Here is a 21,850-nt window from a genome sequence, read left to right as displayed (position 1 = left end):
GCGGGCGACACGGCCTGCTCACGCCCGGACACATTGATCCGTCGCGAGCGGACGTCAGGCGTCGTCGCCCCCGTCGCCGTCCTTGCCCAGCCGGGCCTCGACGGCCTGCGGCTCGTACATCTCCTCGACGACGCGCAGGTAGAGCTCGTTGGGGTTGGGCAGGTGCTTGACCTCGCGCAACGCCTGGTCCTGGCCGGCCGACTCGAGCACGAACGTGCCGTAGCTCAGCATGCGGCCGAGCGCGCTCTGCTCGTACTTCATGTCGGTGACCCGCAGCAGGGGCATCATGGCGACCTTGCGGGTGATGATGCCGTTGACCACCATGACCCGCTTGTTGGTCAGGATGAACCGGTCGAAGTACCAGTCGCCGACCTTCCAGGCGACCCAGCCCATCACGCCGAGCCAGATCAGCACGGCCGCCGTCACCAGCCCGCCGATGTCCTGCCGGGTCAGGAAGCCGGCCAGATAGCCGAGCAGGAGCGTGGCGCCGATGCCGACGAGCAGCGGTGTGGACAGGTGGATCCAGTGCCGCTTCCACTCGCCGCGATAGCGCTCGGTCGGGAAGAGATAGCGCGAGACCAGAGTGGTCGGCTCGTCCTCGAGCGGCAGGACACGCCGGGTGCCGCCGGGGACCGGCCCGTCGCCGCCGAGGCCCTTGAGCTCCTCCTCGGTGAAGACGGGCGACTCGAACTCCTCGGGCTCCCGGTAGCGCGGCTGCTCCCGGGTCTCGAAGTCGTCGGCGTAGCCGGCGCTCGTCGCGTACTCGGGACCGTCCGCATAGGCCGCACTGCGGCTGTATTCCGGATTGGCCTGCCCCCGGGCGTACTGCGGGCCGTCGTCCCGCACCGCGGGATCGTCGTACCCGAAGTACTCGTCGTCGTCCTGAGGGCGGCGCGCACCCTCACCTTCAGGCTGTCGCGGCTCACCAGGACCCATGGGCCGATGTTAAGCGACGAGGTTCGTGAAGAACTGTCCGAAACCGCGGGCGATGTCGCCGATGGTGTCACCGAGCGACTCGAAGACGGCCGCGGCCGAGTTCGGGTTGAACGCAATGAAGAAGATCAAGAATGCGATGCCAAGCCAGGTGAGGACCTTCTTGATCATGGCGGGCCTGCTCCTCCGTTGCGGGTACGGTCGACGCCGCGGCAATACTGACGGTATCAGCTTCAATGCTGTGTGTGAACAATGTACCCGGAAAGCCGATACCTTCCCGCAGGTCACAGACCTTTCAGGCCCGGCCGTGCAGGTAGGGCGACGGCGCTCCGTACACAAGCTCGGGCATCACCCCGTCGGACAGGTCGTGCAGCACGACATGCTCGGCGAGGAAGTAGCCCGCGCTTGCCGGCCACGCTACCGCATAGAGCCACATTCCTTTGGCTTCACTCACATAGGCGCTGCGGTCCTCAGGGGACTTGACGCACCACAGTGGAGTCGGGTGCCCGCCGGCCCGGATCTTGGCATGGGGACCCGGGCGGTTCGCGGCCCCGGCGAGCGCCTCGGCGATCAGGTAACCCGGGTCGATCCCCGGGATCCCGGCGAAGCGCGTGCCCAGCCCGACACCGGGCTGCTCCGCGATCAAGACCAGATCGGCCGGGCCCCCGCCGAGCGGCTCCGGGCCCGTGCAGGACAGGGCGGTTGCCCGTACGCCCGAGCGGTCGTCGCCCGCCCACCCGACCCCGGTCACCATCCAGCCGGGCGGGAGCGGCCACGGACACCACAGTGGCGTGCGCTCGGCGGTCGGCGCGACGTGGCGCCGGACGCTCTCGATGATCTCGGGACTGATGTGCTCCGCGACGTGGAACGGATGGACATCGCCACAGTTGTCGCAACGCCAATCACTGTGCATCAGGTCCGGCGGCCGGACCTGCGCAGCACAACGGGGGCAACTCACCGTGACACCCACCCCTTAACGGTGGGGTGCCACAGGCTGCCCGTCAAGCGAATCGGCAGAACCGGGGCGGTTCGGGTCAAGGGCGTCAGGCGAGGGGCGGGGCGGCGTGGGCGCGTACCCACGAATGCATCGCGATCCCGCTGGCCACGCCCGCGTTGATCGACCGCGTGGACCCGTACTGGGCGATGGAGAAGAGCTCGCTGCACGCCGCGCGGGCGGCGGCAGAGAGCCCGGGTCCCTCCTGGCCGAAAATGAGCACGCATTCACGCGGCAGAGTGACGCTCTCCATCGGGCGTGAGCCGGGCAGGTTGTCGATGCCGATGATCGGCAGGCCGGCCTCCGCGGCCCAAGCCGTGAACTCGTCGATCCCCGGATGGTGCCGGACGTGCTGATAACGGTCGGTGACCATGGCGCCGCGCCTGTTCCAGCGGCGGAGTCCGACGATGTGCACCTCGGCCGCGAGGAAGGCGTTCGCGTTGCGGACGACCGTGCCGATGTTGAAGTCGTGCTGCCAGTTCTCGATGGCGACATGGAAGGGATGGCGCCGCAGGTCGAGGTCCGCGACGACGGCCTCCCGGCGCCAGTAGCGGTAGCGGTCGACCACGTTGCGGCGATCGCCGTGTTCGAGCAGCTCGGGATCGTAGTGGTCGCCGTCCGGCCAGGGGCCCGGCCAGGGTCCGACACCGACCTCGCCGGCCTGCGACTCCCCGGGGATCTGCTCCCCGGCGGTCTGCGGCTCCTCGGACACCTCGTCGGCTCTCACGGAGGTGGAGGGTAGCCGCGGCGACTCGGCCGCCGGCCGGAGGGAGACGCAATGAGCGGCGGGGCCCTCCCCGGCACCCGCCGCCCACGCTCTGTTGCCGATGAGTCTGCCTCACCCTGCGTATCCATGTGAAGAGTTCTCAGAAGTGAGGCGGATCACTTTCCTGTCGGTTATGTATCTGTTATCCGGCCTGGTCATCTCCGACATGGGTGCCTGTATGCCGCCGACCGGACAGCGATTCCCGCAACAAGTGTGACCGTCGTCCTCACATCCCGTTACTATGGGTAGCGTCCGGGCGTTCCACGGGAGTGCTGTAGACCACGTGTCGCGCGGCACCACGAGGGAATTGCCGAGGTGGACCGGCGGTTTACATGCACGTAAGCCAATTCCCGTGGACGGAGAGACCATGGCTACCACTGCGCTGACCACAGAAAACTTCGATGAGGTGACCGGCAAGGACGGCATCGTGCTGGTCGACTTCTGGGCCGGCTGGTGCGGACCGTGTCTGCGCTTCGCCCCGACCTACGAGCGCTCCTCGGAGAAGCACCCGGACATCACCTTCGGCAAGGTCGACACCGAGGACCAGCAGGAGCTCGCCGCGAAGTTCGGGATCAGCTCGATCCCGACGATCATGGCGGTCCGCGACGGCGTCCTCGTCTTCTCGCAGCCCGGCGCGCTTCCCGAGTCGGCCCTCGAGTCGCTGATCGACCAGGTCGAGAAGCTCGACATGGACGAGGTGCGCGCCAAGCTCGCGGAGCACGCGCACACCAAGTGACCTGGGTTTTCCCAGCATTCTTCGCGCCGCGGACCGGTTCGGTCCGCGGCGCGAGTGCGTTCGGCGGCCTCTTTCGGGTCCACCGTGGAGATCGAGTGGACAGCCGGTCGAACATGTGTTCGAATTATCGTCATGCGATGGTCTCACCTGTCGGCGCCGTCCGACGACGCCTCGCTCCCGAACGCAGCGCCGGCGGCCTCACCCCTGCCGCTGGCGCTGCCCGGGGCGACCGTCCGCACCTTCGACACCCCCGGCTTCGCGGGCATGACGTTCTACGAGGTCCGGGCCAAGTCGATCATCAACCGGGTGCCGGGCGCCTCCCGTGTGCCCTTCCGGTGGACCGTCAATCCCTACCGCGGCTGCTCGCACGCCTGTTCCTACTGCCTGGGCGGCGACACCCCGGTGCTGATGGCCGACGGCTCGACCCGGGCGCTCTCGCAGCTGCGGGTGGGTGACGCGGTCCTCGGCACGATGGGCGCCGGTCCCCACCGGCGCTATGTGCCGACCACGGTGCTCGACCACTGGCGCACCTCCAAGCCCGCCTTCCGGGTCACGCTGGCCGACGGCACCCGGCTCGTGGCGAGCGGCGACCATCGCTTCCTGACCGACCGGGGCTGGCGGCACGTGAGCCCCGGCGAGGCCGGCCTGCCCGCGCTGGCCGTCGGCGACCGCATGTCCGGGGTCGGCCACTTCGCCGATCCGCCGAAGGAGTCGCCGGACTACCGGGCCGGCTATCTCTGCGGCCTGATCCGGGGCGACGCCGGCGCCCCGCCCACCGCCGTCCCGCGCGAGGGTGACGCCTGGGTCCGCGCCGACGGCTATCTCGAAGAAATCCCGATGGAGGAGGCGCTCCGCTGGCCGGAGCAGCCCGGCGACGGCTGGTTCAGGGGCTTCCTGGCGGGAGCGTTCGGCGCCACGGGGGCGGCCGAGCGGCTCGCGGTCGTCTTCACCAGCCGCGACCAGGGCTTCCTCGATCACGTGACGGAGGCGCTGACCCGTCTCGGGCTGCCCAGCCGGCGCCCGCCGCACCCGCAGCTCGGGGGCGTGCACTCGGTCGAGATCACCCGCGACCTGTGGGCCGCCCTGCGCTTCCGCCACCTCACCGGGGTCAGCGACGCCCCGCTCGACGCCGCCGGCATCGGGGTGCGCAGCGAGCCCGAGCTGACCGTGGCCGACATCGAGGAGCTGGGGCTCACGCTGCCGCTCTTCGACATCACCACCGGCACGGGCGACTTCGTCGCCGACGGGGTGGTGAGCCACAACTGCTTCGCCCGCAACACCCACACCTACCTCGACCTCGACGCCGGCCACGACTTCGACACCAAGGTCATCGTCAAGGTCAACGCGGGCGAGCTGGTGCGCCGCGAGCTGGCCGCGCCCCGATGGCGCGGCGAGCACATCGCCATGGGCACCAACGTCGACGTCTACCAGCGGGCCGAGGGCCGCTACCGGCTCATGCCCGAGATCCTGGCGGCGCTGCGCGACCACGCCAACCCCTTCTCGATCCTCACCAAGGGCACGCTGATCCTGCGCGACCTCGAGCTGCTCGAGCAGGCCGCCGAGGTCACCGACGTCGGTCTCTCCTTCTCGGTCGGCTTCGTCGACGAGACCGTGTGGCGCGCGGTCGAGTCCGGCACGCCCAGCCCCCGTCGCCGCCTCGACGCGGTGCGCCGGCTCACCGACGCCGGCTTCCGGGTCAACGTCCTGATGGCGCCGATCCTCCCCGGCCTCACCGACACCGACGAGTCGATCGACGAGACGGTGGCCGCCATCGCCCGCTCCGGTGCGGTCGCGGTGACCCCGCTGGCGCTGCATCTGCGCCCCGGCGCCCGCGAGTGGTACGCGGCCTGGCTCACCCGGGAGCACCCGGAGCTGGCGCCGCGCTACCGCGAGCTGTTCCGGGGCGGGTCCTACCTGCCGCAGGCCTTCCAGCACGAGATCACCGCCCGGGTCCGGCTGGCCGCCCGCCGCCACGGCCTGCACCGCGCGGCCCCGGGCGAGGCCCGCCAGCCGCCGTGGACCGACGACGACGGCACGGCGAGCACGCGGGAGGAGGCCGAGGCCCGGGCGCCGGAGCCGCAGCAGCTGACCCTGCTGTGACCGGCCACCGAGTTATCCACAGGCGCGACTTTTCGGGAGGGGGCCGGACGTGGCGATCGATAGAGTCGACAGCATGAGAAGCGCAGCGCAGATCCTGGCCGACGCCGACGTCATCGCCGTGGTGGGAGCCTCCCGCGACCCCGGCAAGCCGGCCCACTCCGTGCCGCTGCAGATGCTCCGGCACGGCTGGAAGATCATCCCGGTCAACCCGTTCGTGTCCGAGGTCTTCGGCGTGCCGACGGTCCCGACGCTCGCCGACCTCCCCGAGCCGGTCGACCTGGTCAACATCTTCCGGCCCGCCGCCGACGCGGTCGAGATCGTCCGCCAGGCCGCGGCCATCAAGGCGCCCGCGGTCTGGCTGCAGTCGGGCATCGTGTCGGCCGAGGCCCGGCGCATCGCGACCGAGGCGGGCATGGACTACCTGGAGGACCGGTGCCTCGTGGTCGAGCGGGCGGTGGCCAACCTGTCCAAGGTCGCCTGAGCCCCGGCGCGGCGATCCACAGGCACTCGTGCGCCCGGCGCGGCGATCCGCCCCGGGCCGCCGATCCGCGGGTGTGGATCCGTTCGGGGGATCCTGGGGCGGCCGACCGGCCGGGTGTCGTCGGCGGTTCGGGCCCTCAGCAGGGCCGTTGTGCCGGGTGGGAGGGGCGGACACGCAGCGGCGGGGTGCCCCGATCTCCCCTCCGGCTAGTACGGTGCCGGGGGAACAGGAGGACCTATCTCATGACTTACCCGCCGCCGGGTGGAACGCCGGACCCATATCAGCCCCAGCAGCCGTACGGGCAACAGCCGCCCTCGTACGACCCCACCGCGCCCTACGGGCAGGACCCCTACGCCCAGCCGTCCAGCGGGGCGCCGTCCAGCGGGCAGCCGTACGGCCAGCAGCCGCCCTACGGGGCCCCGTCGAGCGGCCAGCCCTACGGCGCGCCCTCGAGCGGCCAGCCCTACGGCGCGCCGTCGAGCGGCGGTCCCGGTTACGGGCAGCCCTACCAGCAGCCGTACCAGCCGGTCGGCGCGCCCACGAACACCATGGCCATCCTGAGCCTGGTGTTCGCCTTCGTCTTCCCGATCGCCGGCATCATCATGGGCCACGTCGCGAAGAAGCAGATGCGCACCACCGGGGAGTCCGGCGACGGCCTCGCCACGGCCGGCTTGTGGCTGAGCTACATCTTCACGGCGCTGGGTGCGCTCTGGTGCGCCGGCGTCGTCGTCCTCGCCATCGTGGGCGGCACCAGCACCTCGCCCTGAGCGGCGACCGGCCCCGGCGGGCGGCACGTTGACGCGGCCCGGGGCTTGAACGCACGGCGCCCGGTGGACATGATCCGCCGGGCGCCGTTTCGCGTTGATGGAGGTCAACTTCAGCGCCGCGGGGGTCGAAAATGTCTCTCGGCGCCGTTTCCGGTCAGCGGAACTCGGCCTCGCGGACGCTGTTGCCGCCGTCGACGACCAGCATCTGGCCGGTGATGTAGGAGGCGGCCGGCGAGCAGAGGAAAGCGATGGCCGCGGCGACCTCGTCGGGGGTGCCGGGGCGGCCGATCGGGGTGCCGAGGCCCTGCTTGATCTCGGTGACCGTCGAGGCGGCGGTGTAGATGGTGCCCGGGGCGACGCAGTTGACGTTGATGCCGTCGGCGACGAGTTCCATGGCGAGGGCCCGGGTGAGGCCGACCACGCCGGACTTGGCCGCCGCGTAGGCCGCTTCGGTCGGGAGGGCGTTGATCGGACCCGCCGTGGCGGCCAGGTTGACGATGCGGCCCCAGCCCGCTTCGGACATGCCGCCGACGAAGGCGCGGCTGCACAGGAAGGCCGTGCTCAGGTTGCGGTCGATCTCGGCGCGCCACTCGTCATAAGTGAGCTGGGCGACGGGGCGGAGGATCTCGGGGCTCGTGCGGCTGGCCAGGCCGGCGTTGTTGACGAGCACCTGGACGTCGCCCAGGACGTCGGCGACGGCGTCGGCCAAGGCACCGACCTCGGCCTCGTCGGTCAGGTCGGCGACGAAGCCGGTGACGCCGAGCTCGGTGGCGCGCTCGTGGATGCGGCGGGTGGTGGAGACGATCGCCACCCGGGCGCCGAGGTCGCGGAGGCGGCGGGCGGTCGCGTACCCGATGCCGTCCGGGCTGCCCGCGCCCGTGACCAGCGCGACCTTGCCGTCCAGGCGCAGGGTCACGGGCGCCTCGTCCGCCTGCTCGGCCGGGTCCGGCGCGACGTCGGTGAGGCGCGAGGCAGCGTCCTGCGAGATGCCGGAGAGGCGGGTGACGGCGTCGGCGAGGCCCGTCGCGGCGGCGGCCGGGCCCACAGCGGTGTCCGGCTCGGGGGCGGCGAGACCGCGCGTGGACTCGGTACGGGCGTCGTAGACCATGCGGCGATCCTCCCCAATACCGGGCGGCGGGGCAAACATCGGCCGGACGTGGCGGCCCGCCGATGACGGCGTCTTCTACGCTGGAAGGCCGGAACAGCTGCGGAAGGAGACTCCGTGACCCATCCGCCGACCCCCGACGAGCAGGGCACTTACCCGCCCCCGCCGGACCCGCCGATCCAGGCCTACCAGCCTCCGGCCCAGCCGCAGCCGCCCTACGGCACGACCTCGCAGCCGCCCTACGGCCCCACAGCACAGCCGCCGTACGGCACGACACCACAGCCGCCGTACGGCATGACATCGCAGCCGCTCTACGGCACGACGCCGCGGCCGCCGCAAGGCACGACACCGCACCAGTCGCCGTACGGAAGCCCGCCACCGACGCCCTACCCGCTGCCGCCGGCGTTCCAGGAGCAGCCACCTCCGCAGCCGTACGCCGCCTACTCCCCGTTCCACCAGCCGCGCGCGACGAACGGCATGGCCGTCGCCTCGCTCGTCGTCTCGTGCCTGGCGGTCGCGGGGCTGTGCGTGTGGGGCTTCGGCGGGCTGTTCGGCGTCATCGGGGCGGTCCTCGGGCACCTGGCCCGCAAGCGGATCCGGGTCTCGGGCGAGACCGGCGCCGGACTCGCCCTGGCCGGGATCATCGTCGGCTGGATCGTCGCCGGCCTGGCCCTCATCCTCGGCGTCGCCCTGGCGGCCGTGGTAGCCACCGACCCGACGATCTAAGAGGGCAGCGGCCGCACCGGTCCTTCGGTCACGAAGATCAGCGGAGCCGCCGACCCGTAGCGCTCCAGCAGCTCCCGCCGCACCCGCTCGACGTCCGGGGCGCCGACCTCGACCCCCGCGCCGTCGTGCCGGGCGGCGACCGTGCTGATCGCAACGCCGTGGGCGGTCCAGCCGGGCAGGTCGCCGACCAGCCGATCGTGCCAGGTGGCGAGCTCCCGGAGGCTGTGGCGGGCGTCGCGGACCACGACGCATGTCTCCCCGGCGACCTGCCGCACGAAGTCGTCGAACGCGGCGTCGGGCACCCGGTGGACGATCGCCCGGACGTTCGCCTGGTCCACTTCGAGGCCCGCGTAGCTGCCGGCGTGCTCGGCGCGGCCGCCCGCGTCCAAGCGGGCCATGACGGCTTCGAGGTCGGGCGGGGTGGCGGGGAGCTCGTGCCGGCCCATGGTCACGGTGGCCGGGGTGCGCGCGAACTCACAGCCCGGCGTCGACCAGCCGCCGGTCACGAGCGCGGCTCCGAGAGAGCGCCCAGCCCCAAGAGAGAGCCCGGTCCCGGGAGAAAGCCCGGCCCCGGGAGAAAGCCCGGCCCCGAGAGAAAGCCCAGCCCCGAGAGAAAGCGGGGCTCCGAGAGAGAGCCCGGCCCCGAGAGGGTCGCCCGGGGATCGACACCAGTGCATCGCATCTCCCCTCTCTACCGTGCGGAGCGGCCGCACGCCAGGGATCAAGCGGGTTCGGGCACCGGCGCCGGTCGGCGGGCCGCGGCGAGGATCACCACGAGCACGCCGGCGACCAGCAGGGCGAGACCGGGCAGCGCCGACGCGCGCGGCTCCTGCCCGAGCCACAGCCAGGCGAGCAGCGCCGCGCCCGGCACCTCGAGCAGGATCAGCACGCTCACGGTCGTCGCGGGCACCCGGTGCAGCGCGTAGTTGAACATCGAGTGCCCGAGCAGCTGCGCCCCGGCGACGATCGCCAGGATGGCCAGCCAGGTGTGGCCGTCGTAGCCGGTGAGCGGCACGCCGGCGGCCAGGCAGACCACGAGCAGCAGCACGGCGCAGGTGCCGTAGCAGACCCAGGTGTACGTGGTCGTGCTCAGCCGGGCGCGCGCCCGCTCCCCGAAGAGGGTGTAGACGGCGGCCGCCATCGCCCCGGCCAGCGCGAGCGCGTCGGCGAGGACCGCCCGGGCGGAGACTCCCACGTCGGCGCCGGTGGCCCAGGCGACCCCGGCGACCGCGAGGGCGATGCCGATCCAGCCGAGGCGGGTGGGCGTACCCGTGCGGGCCTTGGTCATGATCGCCAGCAGGCCCTGCCAGACCGGCTGCGTCGCGACCAGGGCGGTGGCGGTGGCGACCGAGCCCAGCTGCACGCTCGGCATCCAGGTGGCGAAGTGCACGGCCAGGGCCACCCCCGCGAGTACGGCGAACCGCCCGGCCGGACCCCGCAACGCACCCAGCTCGTGGCGGCGCGGGCCGGCCGTGATCGGCGACAGCGCCGCGAAGGCGATGCCGTTGCGCCAGAACGCCACGGCCAGGGCCGGAGCCGCCGCGAAGGCGATCAGCGGCGCCGACGAGGAGACGGCCAGCACGGCGACAGCCAGGGCGCCCGTCGTCAGAACTACGGGCGTTGAGCGCATATTCATCCCTCGCCGTCGCTTGTTGCGCATATGTACGTCACAGTTTGTTGGCCTGGGTTGAGCGGAAAGTAAGCATGTCGTTACGCTCGCCGTCGATACCCGTTCGTCAATGCCCCTGGAGGGTGAATCCGTGTTGCCCGCGTACCAAGCGGTGCTCTTCGACTTCTTCGGCACGCTGACCCGGTCCGTCCGGCGCGGGCCGCAGCATGCCGAGATCGCCCGGGCCCTGGGGTGCGACCCCCAGGCCGTGCTCAACGTGCTCGACCGCACCTTCGCGGTCCGGGCCCGCGGCCAGTTCGGCTCCGCGGAGGCCACCCTACGATGGGTCACCGAGCAGGCCGGGGGCAGCCCGCGCCCGGCTCAGCTGCAGGCCGCGGTGCCCGCCCGGGTCGACGCCCTCAAGGCGGACACCGAGCTGCGGGCCGACGCGGAGCCGGTGCTGCGCGAGCTCAAGCGCCGCGGCCTGCGTACGGCCGTCATCAGCGACTGCACCCACGAACTCCCGGCGTTCCTGCCCAGCCTGCCGATCGCGCCGCTGCTGGACGAGAAAGTCTTTTCGGTCGAGGTCGGGCGGTGCAAGCCGGACCCGGAGATCTATCTCGAGGCCTGCTGGCGGCTGCGCGTGGCGCCGGAGGACTGCCTCTACGTCGGCGACGGCGGCAGTCACGAGCTGACCGGCGCCGCCGCGGTCGGCATGACCCCGGTCCGCCTGGCCGCCCCGGACCTCACCGACCACCTGGTCTTCGACCGCGACGACGACTTCGCCGGCCTCGGCGTCCCGTCCCTGAGCGCGCTGCTCGAGCTGCTGGACCGGGTGCCCGCCTTGAACTGAGCGGGCGAGCTGCGAGGATGGGGGCGTGACGACCGAGCTGGTGGCCGAGGCGATCAAGAAGGCCGGCATCGCGTGGATCGGCGTGGGCGACGCGCCCGCGCGCGGCCTGTGGGTGCTGCCGCTCGACGGCTCGCTGCTCGTGCTGAGCGGGCCGGGCGAGCAGGCGGCGCCGGGGCTCGCCGAGGCCACGACGGCCCAGGTGCGGCTGCGCGGCGACCACGGCGGCCTGATCGTGATCCTCGACACGCGGGTCGAGCGGCTCGCCCCGGGCACCGACGCCTGGGCGGAGGCCGCCCCACAGCTGGCGGCCAAGCGGCTCAACGCGCACGGCTCGGCCGAGGAGCAGGTCGCCCGCTGGGTCGAGACGGGCTGCGCCGTGGTGCGTCTCACTCCCGTCGAGCAGCCGCCCGTCGCGGGGGCCGACCTGCCGGACGAGTCGCAGGCCGCGCCGCCCCGCGAGACCCCGGCGCGGGTCCAGGTGCGTCGTCCCTTCCGCCTGCATCGCGTACGGAAGAAGAAGCGCTAGCCCACGAAGGGCGGCACGAGGATCTCGCCCCGGGCGATCGGCACCACGTGCCCGGCGACCGTGGCCGACCGGGCCACCCCCGACGCCGCCGTCACCGTGCACGTGAGCAGCGACGGGCGGTGGATCTCGTACCCCTGGTGGACGGTGTAATCGCTCGTCCCGCCGGCCGGGAGCAAGCCGTTCGCCACCAGCCACACGCCGAGGCCGAGCGCCGCCGAGCCGGTCGCCGGGTCCTCGGTCACGCCGGACCCGGGCGCGAAGACCCGGGCATAGGCCGTCCGGGTCCCCTCGTCCCAGGCGAAGACGCTCAGGTCACCGAGGCCGGCGGCGGCAGCCCGGCCCGGGTCGACGGTCGCGCGGGCGAGCGCCCGGCGATGCACCCGGAGGTACGCGAACTCGAGCCCGCACCCCGCGAACCCCGGCGTGGTGCCGGACCCCGCGTAGTCGTCGCCGGCCAGCCCGGCCACCTCGAGCAGCGCCTCGGGGTCGAGCTCGTCGCCGAGCGTGGGAGTGCCGCCGGTCAGCGTCGCCGAGTCGTCGTCCCGGACCGCGATCGGCAACAGGCCCGCCCCGCACTCCTGGACGACTGTGCCCGTGGCGGCGAGCCCCCGGCGTACATAGGTGACGGCCGCGCCGACGCTGGGGTGACCGGCGAACGGCAGCTCCGCCGCGGGGGTGAAGATGCGCGCCCGATAGGTGGCCTCGATGTCCGTGGGCGGCAGGACGAACACCGTCTCGGAGAGGTTGAACTCGCGCGCCAGCGCCTGCATCTGGTCCCCGGCCAGGGCCTCGGCGCCGAAGACGACGGCGAGCGGGTTGCCCGCGAACGGGCGGTCGGTGAAGACGTCCACTATCTCGTACGCCACGGTAGACATGCCCCGAACCTAGCGGCCGCCTACGCTTGGGGCGTGACCATGGGGACGAGGGTTTTCTTGGCGCGGCTGGCCGCGCTTCCGGTGTTCGACCCCAACGGCGACCGGGTGGGCCGGGTCCGCGACGCCGTGGTTCGGCTGCGCACCACCAACAGACCCCCGCAGGTGGTGGGCCTGGTCGCGGAGATGGCGCTGCGCCGGCGCATCTTCCTGCCCATCGGCCGGGTCACGTCAATGGACGCCGAGGCGGTCGTGCTCAGCACCGGCACCCTCAACCTGCGCCGCTTCGAGAAGCGCCCCAACGAGCTGCTCGTGCTCGAGGACCTGCTGGACCGGCGGGTCACCGTCGAGCCGGAGGACGGCGAGGCGCCGGCCAAGGGCGGCATGATCGTCGACCTCGGCATGGACCTCAACCGCAACAACGAGTGGCTGATCACCCGGGTCGCCGTCCGCGACATCAGCGGGCGGCTGGGCCGGCGCGGGCACACCTACCAGGTCGACTACGACCGGGTGCGGGGGATGGTCGGGCCCACCGACACCCAGGGCAACGCCAACCTGGTCGCGCTGCTGGAGCAGATGCGCCCGGCCGACATGGCGAACGCCCTGCAGGACCTGCCGGACGCGCGGCGCAACCAGGTGGCCGCCGAGCTGAGCGACCGGACGCTGGCCGACGTGCTCGAGGAGCTGCCCGAGCACGACCAGGTCGAGATCCTCGTCCAACTCGACCGCGAGCGCGCCGCCGACGTCCTCGAGCGGATGGACCCGGACGACGCCGCCGACCTGCTGGCCGAGCTGCCCAAGGCGGAGCAGGCGATCCTGCTCGACCTGATGGAGCCTGAGGAGGCGGCCCCGGTCCGCCAGCTGATGAGCTACACCCCGGGCACGGCCGGCTCGGTCATGACCTCGGAACCGGTGATCATGACGCCGGACAGCACGGTGGCCGAGGCGCTGGCCCGCATCCGCGAGCCGGAGCTGTCGCCTGTGATCGCCGCCCAAGTTTTCGTCGCCCGTGCGCCCTCGGCCACCCCGAGCGGGAAGTATCTGGGCATGGTCCACTTCCAGCGCCTTCTGCGCGAGCCACCCGCCTCGATCCTGGGCGGCCTCATCGAGAAGGACATCGACCCGTTGCGGCCGGAGACCGGGCTGACCGAGATCACCCGGCGGATGGCGACCTACGACATGGTGGCGATGCCGGTGGTCGACAGCACCTACCGGCTGGTGGGGGCGGTCACGGTCGACGACGTGCTCGACCACAGCCTGCCCCGCGACTGGCGCGACCGGGACGTCGCCGACGAGGACCCGGTCGGCATCCTGCCGGGGGCGGAGCGATGACCGAGCTGCGCCGCGAGCGGGTGGAGCGGCTCGACCGCCTGGACCAGCCGGTCGAGCCCGGACGGGTCCGGCTGCCCCGCTTCGACCCCGAGGCCTTCGGGCAGTGGTCGGAGAACATCGCCCGCTACATGGGCACGGCCAAGTTCATCGTCTACATGACGATCGTCATCGGCGCCTGGTTCGCGTGGAACACCTTGGCGCCGGCCAATCTGCGCTTCGACCCGTACACCTTCACGTTCCTGACCTTGATCTTGTCCCTGCAGGCGTCCTACGCCGCGCCGCTCATCCTGCTCGCGCAGAACAGGCAGACCGACCGGGACAGGCTGGGCATGGAGGAGGACCGGCGCCGGGCCGCCATGCAGAAGGCCGACACCGAATATCTGACCCGCGAGATCGCCGCCCTGCGCATCGCCCTGGGCGAGGTCGCGACCCGCGACTTCATCCGCTCCGAGCTGGCCCGGGTGGCCGACGAGCTGGACGAGGCGGCCGGTCGCCGGCAGAAGCTGGAGCGGAAGGAGTGGGAGGAGGACCACTCCTGACTCCGGCGTAGGCTGGATCTCATGTCCGCTCCTGCCCCCACCGTTGAGGACGCGATCCAGGCCGCCCTCGCCACGGTCGACGATCCCGAGATCCGCCGGCCGATCACCGAGCTCGGCATGGTCAAGGGCTTCGCCGTCGCCGCCGGCAAGGTCAACGTCGAGCTGCTGCTCACCGTGGCCGGCTGTCCGCTGCGCGACAAGCTCACCACCGACATCACCGCCGCCCTCACCGCGATCCCGGGCATCGAGGCCGTGACCATCGACTTCGGCGTCATGACCGAGGAGCAGCGCAAGGCCCTGCAGGCGCAGCTGCGCGGCGGCGGCCAGAGCGCCGAGCCGGTCATCCCCTTCGCCCAGCCCGGCTCCAAGACCCGGGTCTATGCGGTGGCCAGCGGCAAGGGCGGCGTCGGCAAGTCCAGCGTCACCGTCAACCTGGCCGCGGCGCTGGCCAAGCGCGGCCTGAGCGTCGGCGTGGTCGACGCCGACATCTACGGCCACTCGGTCCCCCGCATGCTCGGCGTCGACGGCCGCCCCACCCGCGTCGAGGAAATGATCATGCCGCCGCAGTCGCACGGCGTGAAGGTCATCTCGATCGGCATGTTCACCGCGGGCAACGCCGCCGTCGTCTGGCGCGGCCCGATGCTGCACCGGGCGCTGCAGCAGTTCCTCGCGGACGTCTTCTGGGGCGACCTCGACGTGCTGCTCCTCGACCTCCCGCCGGGCACCGGCGACGTGGCCATCTCGCTGGCCCAGCTCCTGCCCAACGCCGAGATCCTCGTGGTCACCACCCCGCAGATGGCGGCGGCCGAGGTCGCCGAGCGGGCCGGCGCCATCGCCATGCAGACCCACCAGCGCCTGGTCGGCGTCGTCGAGAACATGAGCTGGATGGAGCTGCCCGACGGCACCCGCATGGAGGTTTTCGGCTCGGGCGGCGGCCAGACCGTCGCCGAGTCGCTGACCCAGACCGTGGGCGCCCGGGTGCCGCTGCTCGGCCAGATCCCGCTCGACACCCGCGTCCGCGAGGCCGGCGACGCGGGCACCCCGATCGTGCTGGCCGACCCGACCGCCCCGGCGGCCGCCGCCCTCGACGCCGTCGCCGACCGGCTGGCCGTGCGGCGTGAGTCCCTGGTCGGCAAGCCTTTGGGGCTGAGTGTCACCACCCGCCGCTGACCCACCCGCACGGCGAACGGGCGTCAACCCCTCTCGGGGTCGGCGCCCGAACTCGTGAGGATCAGGTGGCGTCCATATCGATCGCCCGCGGCGCCGGGGCCGCGGGCGCGGCGGAGGGCGCGGGCTTGGGAGCCGGCTTGGCGGCCTCGGTGAGGTTCGACTTCACGCCGTTGAGGTCGGTCTTGACCCCGTTGAGGTCGGTCTTCACGTCCTCGAAGAGCCCCTGCAGCGGCTTGCGGAGCGCGGCCTCGTCGTCCTCGGACAGGACGTGCTTGCGGATGAACGCCTTCGGGTGCAGGTCCTGGAGCTGGATGTCGGTGCCGAGCTCGCGGCTGAGGTCGGTCGTCGCGTTCTGGGCCATCTGGCGCAGGCTGCGGAGCATGCGCAGGCCGTCGCCGATGACCTTGGGCAGGCGCTCGCCGAAGATCAGCAGTGCGAGCATCAGCAGGGCAGCGATCTCCCACCAGTTCAGGTTCTCGAACACGGCCGCCGCCTTCCTCGCCCGTGAGGGCTTCTCACTTCGCGTCGGCTGCCAAGGTTACTGACGCTGTCTGTGTCTTGGTACCTCGGCGGTACTCGATCGGCACGGTGGCGCCCGGCGCATACTTGCGGACCAGCGCGATGAGCCCCACGCCGTCGTCGAGCACGTGGTTGTCGAACTTCGTGACGACGTCGCCGCTCTTGAGCCCGGCCGCGGCGGCCGGACCGGCGGCCTGGACCGAGCGGAGCCGGGCGCCCGTGCCGCTGCTCGCCCCCGCGGTGCTGCCGCCGGTCGCCACTTCGGCGCCGATGACCGTACGCCGGGCCTTGCCGGTGTCGATGATGTCCTCGGCGATGCGGCGGGCCTGGTTGATCGGGATGGCAAAGGCCAGGCCGATGTTGCCGGCCTCGCTCTCGGCCGTGCCGAGCGAGCGGATGACCGAGTTGACGCCGATGACCCGGCCGTCGCCGTCGACCAGCGGGCCGCCCGAGTTGCCCTGGTTGACGGCGGCGTCGGTCTGGATGGCCGCGTAGTAGCGGGTGGTGCCGTCCGTGTCGGGCGCCTGCAGGGTGCGGTCGAGCGCACTGACGATGCCCTCGGTGACGGTGTTGACCAGATTGAGCGGCGAACCGAACGCGAACACCGGGTCACCCACGGCGATGGCGTCCGAGTCGCCCAGCTGGATGGCCGTCACATCATCGCGAGAGACTTTGATCACTGCGATGTCCGACTCGGGCTCGCGGCCGACGAGCGTCGCCGGGGCGGTGGTGCCGTCGCTGAAGAGCACCGACATGGTGTCGCCGCCGTTGGCCACGACGTGATCGTTGGTGATCACGTAGCCCTCCTGGCTCACCACGAAGCCGGACCCGATGGCGCCCGAGACCCGGACCGTGACCACGCTCGGGGCGACCTTCTGCACCACGCCGGCGTTGGACTCAGGGGCGCGCTGGGCCGCGCTGGGCGCCGCGACCGGGGCGCCGCCGAGCTGCGTGCCGCCGCCCCCGACGCCGCTGCGGGCCGCGAAGACATAGCCCAGGGTGCCGCCCAGGCCGCCGGCCAGCAGGGCCGTGACCAGGCAGATCAGCAGGATCGGAGTCAGCGCGCGCGGCCGGTCGCGGGGGTCGCTCACCGGCTCGGGCTCGGGGCCCGTGCTCTGCGGCGCGCTCGGAACGACGACGGCGGACGGCGCATAAGGGTCGCGCCACGGGTCGGCCAGGGCGTCGGACCACCAGGGGGACCCGGGGCCACCCGGCGGCGGCGCGGCCGGTGGCGTCGGGGACTGGCGCCAGCTCCAGCCGTCGGTCACGTCGGGCCCTCCAGATCGTCGTCCGCGCGGGCCGGGCACCCCGGAGGGCTCCGGCTCCGCCTCCAGAATGACACGGATCGGCGTCGGTCATCCGCTCAGTAGGCGCCTCGACGACCCAACCGCCGCTTTCCACCGGCGAAGTCCCGATGCGCGAAGGGAGAGCATCGCTCTACGCTCATACCCGATGTGCACCGTTTCCGGGCCGCACGGCTCGCGGCCGGCACGTCGTGAGAGCCCGGAGGTCGTCATCGTCACCGCAGCCCGCCAGCTCGGCACCCCCAGTGCCCAGTCGGTCCAGTTCGCCGAGGCCTACGCCGCCGAGGACGTCGTGCTGCAGACCGCCCGCAGCCTGGCCCTCGAGGTCGGGCTCGCCGCCGTCTCCCCCGGCGCGGGGTCCGTGCTCAGCCTGCTGGCCGCCGCGGGGAGCGCCAAGGCGGTCGTCGAGATCGGCACCGGTACGGGCGTCAGCGGCGTCTGGCTCCTGCGCGGCATGCGGGCCGACGGCGTCCTCACGACCATCGACGTCGAAAACGAGCACCAGCGCATCGCCCGCCGGATCTTCCAGGAGGCCGGCTTCGCCTCGTCCCGCACCCGGATCATCACCGGCCGCGCCCTGGACGTGCTGCCGCGCCTGGCCGACGGGGTCTACGACCTGGTCTTCGTCGACGCCGACGCCACCGAGTTCGGGGCGTGCGCCGACGCCGCCCTGCGCCTGCTGCGCCCGGGCGGCATCCTCGTGGTCAACGGCGCGCTGGCGGGCGGCCGGATCAGCGACCCGGCGGCCCGCGACGCCGACACCATCACGATCCGCGAGACGGTCAAGAGCATCCGCGAGTCCGAGGAGTGGACGCCGGCCATCATCCCGACGGGCGGCGGCCTCCTCGCCGCGGTCAAGCGCTGACCGCACCGCTCGCCCGACGAAGCGCTGCGGTCAAGCGCTGACCGCGGCGCTCCCCGGGCGCAGCGCTGCGATCATGCGCTGATCTCCGACAAATACCGCAGGAGGGTCCGCGTGCCCCAGCCGGTCGCGCCCTGCGGCAGGTCGCCGTCGGGCTTCTCGGACCAGCTCGGGGCGGACATGTCGAGGTGCGCCCAGCTGCCCACCTTGTCGCCCAGGAACTCGCCGAGATAGAGCGCGGCGACGACCGAGCCGGCTCCGCGCGTCGGCGAGCTGTGCCGGTCGGCCATGTCGCTGGCCAGGTACTCCTTGTACTCGTCCGGGAGCGGCAGGCGCCACATCCGCTCGCCCGCTGCCTCGCCGGCCGCGAAGAGGGCCGCCGCGAGCTCGTCGTCGTGGCTGTAGAGGGCGGCCGTGCGCTTGCCCAGGGCCACCGCGTTCGCGCCGGTCAGCGTGGCGAGGTCGATCACCACGTCGGGCTCGAGCGTGCCGACGGCGTAACCAAGGGCGTCGGCCAGGACCAGGCGGCCCTCGGCGTCGGAGTTGGTGCTCTCCGACGTCGTGCCGTCCCAGTGCGTGATGATGTCGCCGGGACGGTAGGCGGAGCCGCTGACCGCGTTCTCGGCGAGGGGCGCGAGGGCGGTGACGCGTACCGGAAGGCGCAGGTCGGCCGCGCCCAGGACCGCGCCGATGATCGCGGCCGCGCCGCCCATGTCCTTCTTCATGAGCTTCATGCCCTCGCGGGGCTTGATCGTGAGACCGCCCGTGTCGAAGGTGATGCCCTTGCCGACCAGCACCACGTGCTTGGTGGCGCCCTCGGGCCGCCAGCTGGCCTCGACCAGCCGCGGCGGGGTGGCCGAGCCGCCGCCGACCGCGAGCAGGCCGCCGAAGCCCTCGGCCCGCAACTGGTCGGTCTCGCGGACCACGACGGTCAGGCCCTCGCGGCGAGCAGCCTCCGCGACGACTTGCGACGCGAACCACTCCGGGTTCTTCAGGGAGGCCGGCGTGTTGGTCAGGTCGCGGGCGAGCCACGTCGCCTCGGCGGTCGCGCGGGCCACGGCGAGGCTCTCCGCGTACGCGTCAGGGGTGGAAGTTTGCAGGGTGACCTCGACGGACCGCGGGCCGGAGACGGCGTCGCGGAACCGGTAGCCGGCGAACCACAGGCCCTCGGCGAGCGCGCGCACGGCGGCGGGCTCGGCGTCGGCGGGCAGCACGACGTGCAGGGGTTCGTCGGCGGGCACGGCCCGCAGGGCGGCGGCACCGGCGGCGCGCCAGCCGGCCTCGTCACCCGCGCCGATGCCGGCGATCAGCAGCTTGGCCGGGGTGCGCAGCGGGCGGGGGAAGACCTGGACGGCGCCCGCGCGGCCCGGCTCGTCGGCCGTCCGCAGCAGCTCCGCGGTCTCTTCGTCACCGCCTGCCAGCACCCGGGAGGAATCGGCCGGCAGGACATGGGTCCCGGGGCCGGACGTGGTGACGAGGCGAATCGCGAACACTGGAGGATGACCTTTCCCGAAGACATGGAAAGCCCGCCGGTACGGCAGGTACCGTACCGGCGGGCCACGTGAGACGTCAGCCGGCGATCGCCTTCAACGCGTCACCCAGCGCGCTGGCCTCGTCCGGAGTCATCTCAACGACGAGACGGCCACCACCCTCCAGCGGGACGCGCATGACGATGCCCCGACCTTCCTTGGTGACCTCCAGCGGACCATCGCCCGTCCGCGGCTTCATCGCCGCCATCTTGTCTCCCCTCAGACCTACATCAGGGTCATCAGTGCACCGTGCTCAGCCCCACGGCGCGCCCAACCTCGTATCCGACCGGCGGAGTCGCCCTCGCTGGACCGACCCGAGACCGCAGCGCTGCGGACCCGCCAACAGTCACAAGGCGTGGCCCACCGTGCCGATCAAACATTTTCCCTGATGAACACCGGCGATCCCAAACCCAGCCCAAGCTGATGTGACAGCGTCTAGCATATCGTCTTTCGGACTGTCACAATGTGCGGTCATGCAGGCGCGGTCGGCACTCTTCGACCTCTACGGCGACTACCTGCGCCCCCGCGGCGGGCGCGCACCGGTCGCCGCGCTGGTCAAGCTGCTGGCGCCGCTCGGAATCGCCCCGCCCGCGGTCCGCACGGCGGTGTCCCGGATGGTGCGCCAGGGCTGGCTCCATCCGTTACGCCTCGTGTCGGGACCAGGCTATCTGCTCACCCCGAAAGCCGCGCGCCGGCTCGACGAGGCGTCGTCGCGGATCTACCGCACCGGGCGCGGCGGCTGGGACGGGCGGTTCGACCTCATCGTCCCCACGGCCCCGCTGGCCCGCCGCGACGCCCGCAAGCTCGCCTTCCTGGGGTACGGGATGCTGAGTGAGCACGCGTGGGTGGCCCCGCGCGCCGCCGACGAGGTGGACGCCGTGCTCGCCGAGGCCGGGATCGCGTACGAGCGGTTCAGCGCGGCCCACGCGGCCGGCTCGCCGGGAGCCGTGGACGTGGTCGGGCGCGCCTGGGATCTGACCGAGATCGGTCAGGCCTACGAGGACTTCGTCACCACCCAGCGCCCCGCCGTCACCGCGGTCAACGCGCGCAGCTCGGACGAGGAGGCGTACGCGGCGCGGTTCCAGCTGGTCCACGCCTGGCGCTCGTTCCTCTTCCGCGACCCGCAGCTGCCGCCGTCCCTGCTGCCCCCACGCTGGCCGGGCACCACCGCGGCGGCGTTCTTCGACCGGCACGCCACCCGGCTGCGCCCGAGCGCCGACCGCTTCGTGGACCGTTGCCTCGCCTCGGCCTCGAGGGGCGCGCGTATGGGATTCTCGGAGCCATGACCGACTCGCTGCTCGTCGACCGCACCGACGCCGTCGTCACGCTGACCCTCAACCGCCCGGAAGCCATGAACGCCCTCGACGTGGACCTCAAGGAGGCGCTGCGCGACACCCTGGCGCAGATCGAGGGCGACCGCGGCGTCCGGGCGGTGGTGCTGGCGGGCGCGGGCAAGGCCTTCTGCGTGGGGCAGGACCTGCGCGAGCACGCTCAGACGCTCGGCCGCGGCTCGACCGACCTCGACACCGTCCGCGCGCACTACAACCCGATCGCCCAGCGGCTCGCGTCCCTGCCCAAGCCGGTCGTCGCGGCCGTGCGCGGCAACGCGGCCGGAGCGGGGGCGTCGCTGGCGCTGCTGGCCGACTTCCGGATCGGCGGGCCGTCCACGATGTTCCTCATGGCGTTCGCCAACGTCGCCCTGGCCGGCGACACCGGGATCTCGTGGTCGCTGCCGCACATCGTCGGCCGCGCGCGGGCCCTGGAGCTGCTGCTGCTCGCCCAGCCGGTCCGCTCCCGCGAGTGCTTCGAGTACGGCCTCCTGACGTCCCTGGCCGACGAGGACGAGCAGGTGCTCCCGGCCGCCCAGGAGCTCGCCGCCCGCCTCGCCGCCGGACCCACGGTCGCCTATGCCGCGATCAAGCGCGAGTTGTCGATCGGCACCGCCGGGACGCTCTCCGACGCGCTGGCCGCCGAGGCGCAGGCCCAGGCCATCTGCGGGGCGACAGCGGACCACAAGAACGCCGTCGAGTCCTTCGTGAACAAGCAGAAGCCGGTCTTCGAGGGCCGCTGATATTACTCATTCGGGATAGCCGAATTCACGGGCGTTGATGTTTGACTCCCCTCACA

General features: G+C 72.4%; 25 protein-coding genes. 13 read left to right on the top strand and 12 right to left on the bottom strand.

Annotation, left to right across the window (positions count from 1 at the left end):
* Nucleotides 1-54: 54 nt before the first annotated feature.
* From RAN62_RS13615 to RAN62_RS13600, 4 genes are all read right to left on the bottom strand, one after another.
* The gene (locus RAN62_RS13615; protein ID WP_305784957.1) at nucleotides 55-936 is read right to left on the bottom strand and encodes a PH domain-containing protein; all 882 of its coding nucleotides are present in this window, start codon (nucleotides 934-936) and stop codon (nucleotides 55-57) included.
* Nucleotides 937-945: 9 nt separating this feature from the next.
* A complete protein-coding gene (locus tag RAN62_RS13610; RefSeq protein ID WP_305784956.1) occupies nucleotides 946-1,104 on the bottom strand; it encodes a hypothetical protein in 159 nt (52 codons plus the stop codon).
* 124 nt (nucleotides 1,105-1,228) lie between these two features.
* Nucleotides 1,229-1,903 (bottom strand): DUF6758 family protein, encoded by a 675-nt coding sequence (locus RAN62_RS13605; protein ID WP_369077166.1) that lies wholly within the window; start codon nucleotides 1,901-1,903, stop codon nucleotides 1,229-1,231.
* A 73-nt stretch (nucleotides 1,904-1,976) separates the two neighbouring features.
* A complete protein-coding gene (locus tag RAN62_RS13600) occupies nucleotides 1,977-2,606 on the bottom strand; it encodes a TrmH family RNA methyltransferase (protein ID WP_305785288.1) in 630 nt (209 codons plus the stop codon).
* Nucleotides 2,607-3,060: 454 nt separating this feature from the next.
* Here RAN62_RS13600 and trxA point away from each other — a divergent pair, with 454 nt between their 5' ends.
* The 4 genes from trxA to RAN62_RS13580 all read left to right on the top strand — a co-directional run bounded on the left by trxA (nucleotide 3,061) and on the right by RAN62_RS13580 (nucleotide 6,777).
* Nucleotides 3,061-3,429 carry a thioredoxin gene (trxA, locus tag RAN62_RS13595; protein WP_305784955.1) on the top strand — a complete coding sequence of 123 codons (369 nt, stop codon included), beginning with the start codon at nucleotides 3,061-3,063 and terminating at the stop codon, nucleotides 3,427-3,429.
* Between the two features lie 132 nt (nucleotides 3,430-3,561).
* Entirely contained in the window at nucleotides 3,562-5,529 is a 1,968-nt protein-coding gene (locus tag RAN62_RS13590) for an intein-containing Rv2578c family radical SAM protein (protein WP_305784954.1), read from the top strand.
* A gap of 73 nt (nucleotides 5,530-5,602) precedes the next feature.
* Nucleotides 5,603-6,010 (top strand): CoA-binding protein, encoded by a 408-nt coding sequence (locus RAN62_RS13585; protein ID WP_305784953.1) that lies wholly within the window; start codon nucleotides 5,603-5,605, stop codon nucleotides 6,008-6,010.
* Between the two features lie 242 nt (nucleotides 6,011-6,252).
* Complete coding sequence (locus RAN62_RS13580) at nucleotides 6,253-6,777, top strand: DUF4190 domain-containing protein (RefSeq protein WP_305784952.1); 525 nt, start codon at nucleotides 6,253-6,255, stop codon at nucleotides 6,775-6,777.
* A gap of 154 nt (nucleotides 6,778-6,931) precedes the next feature.
* Here RAN62_RS13580 and RAN62_RS13575 read toward each other — a convergent pair whose 3' ends face one another.
* Nucleotides 6,932-7,885: an SDR family NAD(P)-dependent oxidoreductase gene (locus RAN62_RS13575; RefSeq protein WP_305784951.1), complete on the bottom strand. Its 954-nt coding sequence runs from the start codon at nucleotides 7,883-7,885 to the stop codon at nucleotides 6,932-6,934.
* 114 nt (nucleotides 7,886-7,999) lie between these two features.
* Here RAN62_RS13575 and RAN62_RS13570 point away from each other — a divergent pair, with 114 nt between their 5' ends.
* Entirely contained in the window at nucleotides 8,000-8,608 is a 609-nt protein-coding gene (locus tag RAN62_RS13570) for a DUF4190 domain-containing protein (RefSeq protein ID WP_305784950.1), read from the top strand.
* Here RAN62_RS13570 and RAN62_RS13565 read toward each other — a convergent pair.
* Both RAN62_RS13565 and RAN62_RS13560 read right to left on the bottom strand, forming a co-directional pair.
* A complete protein-coding gene (locus RAN62_RS13565; protein WP_305784949.1) occupies nucleotides 8,605-9,114 on the bottom strand; it encodes a hypothetical protein in 510 nt (169 codons plus the stop codon). The genes RAN62_RS13570 and RAN62_RS13565 overlap by 4 nt on opposite strands.
* A 215-nt stretch (nucleotides 9,115-9,329) precedes the next feature.
* Complete coding sequence (locus RAN62_RS13560; protein WP_438874500.1) at nucleotides 9,330-10,238, bottom strand: DMT family transporter; 909 nt, start codon at nucleotides 10,236-10,238, stop codon at nucleotides 9,330-9,332.
* Nucleotides 10,239-10,371: 133 nt separating this feature from the next.
* Between RAN62_RS13560 and RAN62_RS13555 the strand changes: the two genes are divergently transcribed.
* Together RAN62_RS13555 and RAN62_RS13550 are read left to right on the top strand one after the other, a co-directional pair.
* Nucleotides 10,372-11,070 (top strand): HAD family hydrolase, encoded by a 699-nt coding sequence (locus RAN62_RS13555; RefSeq protein WP_305785287.1) that lies wholly within the window; start codon nucleotides 10,372-10,374, stop codon nucleotides 11,068-11,070.
* 25 nt (nucleotides 11,071-11,095) lie between these two features.
* Nucleotides 11,096-11,596 carry a hypothetical protein gene (locus RAN62_RS13550; protein WP_305784947.1) on the top strand — a complete coding sequence of 167 codons (501 nt, stop codon included), beginning with the start codon at nucleotides 11,096-11,098 and terminating at the stop codon, nucleotides 11,594-11,596.
* Here the strand turns inward: RAN62_RS13550 and RAN62_RS13545 are convergent.
* Entirely contained in the window at nucleotides 11,593-12,471 is an 879-nt protein-coding gene (locus RAN62_RS13545) for a PhzF family phenazine biosynthesis protein (RefSeq protein ID WP_305784946.1), read from the bottom strand. The two genes, RAN62_RS13550 and RAN62_RS13545, sit on opposite strands and share 4 nt — an antisense overlap.
* A gap of 33 nt (nucleotides 12,472-12,504) precedes the next feature.
* Between RAN62_RS13545 and RAN62_RS13540 the strand changes: the two genes are divergently transcribed.
* The 3 genes from RAN62_RS13540 to RAN62_RS13530 are packed head-to-tail and all read left to right on the top strand — an operon-like array spanning nucleotide 12,505 to nucleotide 15,509.
* The gene (locus RAN62_RS13540) at nucleotides 12,505-13,800 is read left to right on the top strand and encodes a magnesium transporter MgtE N-terminal domain-containing protein (protein ID WP_305784945.1); all 1,296 of its coding nucleotides are present in this window, start codon (nucleotides 12,505-12,507) and stop codon (nucleotides 13,798-13,800) included.
* The gene (locus tag RAN62_RS13535; protein WP_305784944.1) at nucleotides 13,797-14,339 is read left to right on the top strand and encodes a DUF1003 domain-containing protein; all 543 of its coding nucleotides are present in this window, start codon (nucleotides 13,797-13,799) and stop codon (nucleotides 14,337-14,339) included. The genes RAN62_RS13540 and RAN62_RS13535 overlap by 4 nt, the downstream gene beginning before the upstream one ends.
* Before the next feature lie 21 nt (nucleotides 14,340-14,360).
* Entirely contained in the window at nucleotides 14,361-15,509 is a 1,149-nt protein-coding gene (locus RAN62_RS13530; protein WP_305784943.1) for an Mrp/NBP35 family ATP-binding protein, read from the top strand.
* Nucleotides 15,510-15,570: 61 nt separating this feature from the next.
* On the opposite strand, the gene RAN62_RS13525 is transcribed toward RAN62_RS13530, so the two are convergent.
* Together RAN62_RS13525 and RAN62_RS13520 are read right to left on the bottom strand one after the other, a co-directional pair.
* A complete protein-coding gene (locus RAN62_RS13525; protein ID WP_305784942.1) occupies nucleotides 15,571-15,993 on the bottom strand; it encodes a twin-arginine translocase TatA/TatE family subunit in 423 nt (140 codons plus the stop codon).
* A 31-nt stretch (nucleotides 15,994-16,024) separates the two neighbouring features.
* Nucleotides 16,025-17,296, bottom strand: a complete 1,272-nt coding sequence (locus RAN62_RS13520) for a S1C family serine protease (protein ID WP_305784941.1) — start codon at nucleotides 17,294-17,296, stop codon at nucleotides 16,025-16,027.
* A gap of 328 nt (nucleotides 17,297-17,624) precedes the next feature.
* Between RAN62_RS13520 and RAN62_RS13515 the strand changes: the two genes are divergently transcribed.
* Nucleotides 17,625-18,197: an O-methyltransferase gene (locus RAN62_RS13515; protein ID WP_305785286.1), complete on the top strand. Its 573-nt coding sequence runs from the start codon at nucleotides 17,625-17,627 to the stop codon at nucleotides 18,195-18,197.
* Between the two features lie 71 nt (nucleotides 18,198-18,268).
* On the opposite strand, the gene RAN62_RS13510 is transcribed toward RAN62_RS13515, so the two are convergent.
* Together RAN62_RS13510 and RAN62_RS13505 are read right to left on the bottom strand one after the other, a co-directional pair.
* A complete protein-coding gene (locus RAN62_RS13510) occupies nucleotides 18,269-19,687 on the bottom strand; it encodes a leucyl aminopeptidase family protein (protein ID WP_305784940.1) in 1,419 nt (472 codons plus the stop codon).
* Nucleotides 19,688-19,763: 76 nt separating this feature from the next.
* Complete coding sequence (locus tag RAN62_RS13505) at nucleotides 19,764-19,931, bottom strand: DUF3117 domain-containing protein (RefSeq protein WP_305784939.1); 168 nt, start codon at nucleotides 19,929-19,931, stop codon at nucleotides 19,764-19,766.
* Between the two features lie 265 nt (nucleotides 19,932-20,196).
* Between RAN62_RS13505 and RAN62_RS13500 the strand changes: the two genes are divergently transcribed.
* Nucleotides 20,197-21,009 carry a PaaX family transcriptional regulator gene (locus RAN62_RS13500; protein ID WP_305784938.1) on the top strand — a complete coding sequence of 271 codons (813 nt, stop codon included), beginning with the start codon at nucleotides 20,197-20,199 and terminating at the stop codon, nucleotides 21,007-21,009.
* Nucleotides 21,006-21,794 (top strand): enoyl-CoA hydratase-related protein, encoded by a 789-nt coding sequence (locus RAN62_RS13495; protein ID WP_305784937.1) that lies wholly within the window; start codon nucleotides 21,006-21,008, stop codon nucleotides 21,792-21,794. Before RAN62_RS13500 ends, RAN62_RS13495 begins: the two co-directional genes overlap by 4 nt.
* The last annotated feature ends 56 nt before the right edge of the window (nucleotides 21,795-21,850 follow it).

Origin of the sequence: Symbioplanes lichenis, assembly GCF_030709675.1 — a bacterium.
GTDB classification, from domain to species: Bacteria; Actinomycetota; Actinomycetes; order Mycobacteriales; family Micromonosporaceae; genus Actinoplanes; species Actinoplanes lichenis.
Note: the sequence above shows the minus strand (reverse complement) of the source record. Positions and strands in the feature narration are given on the sequence as shown.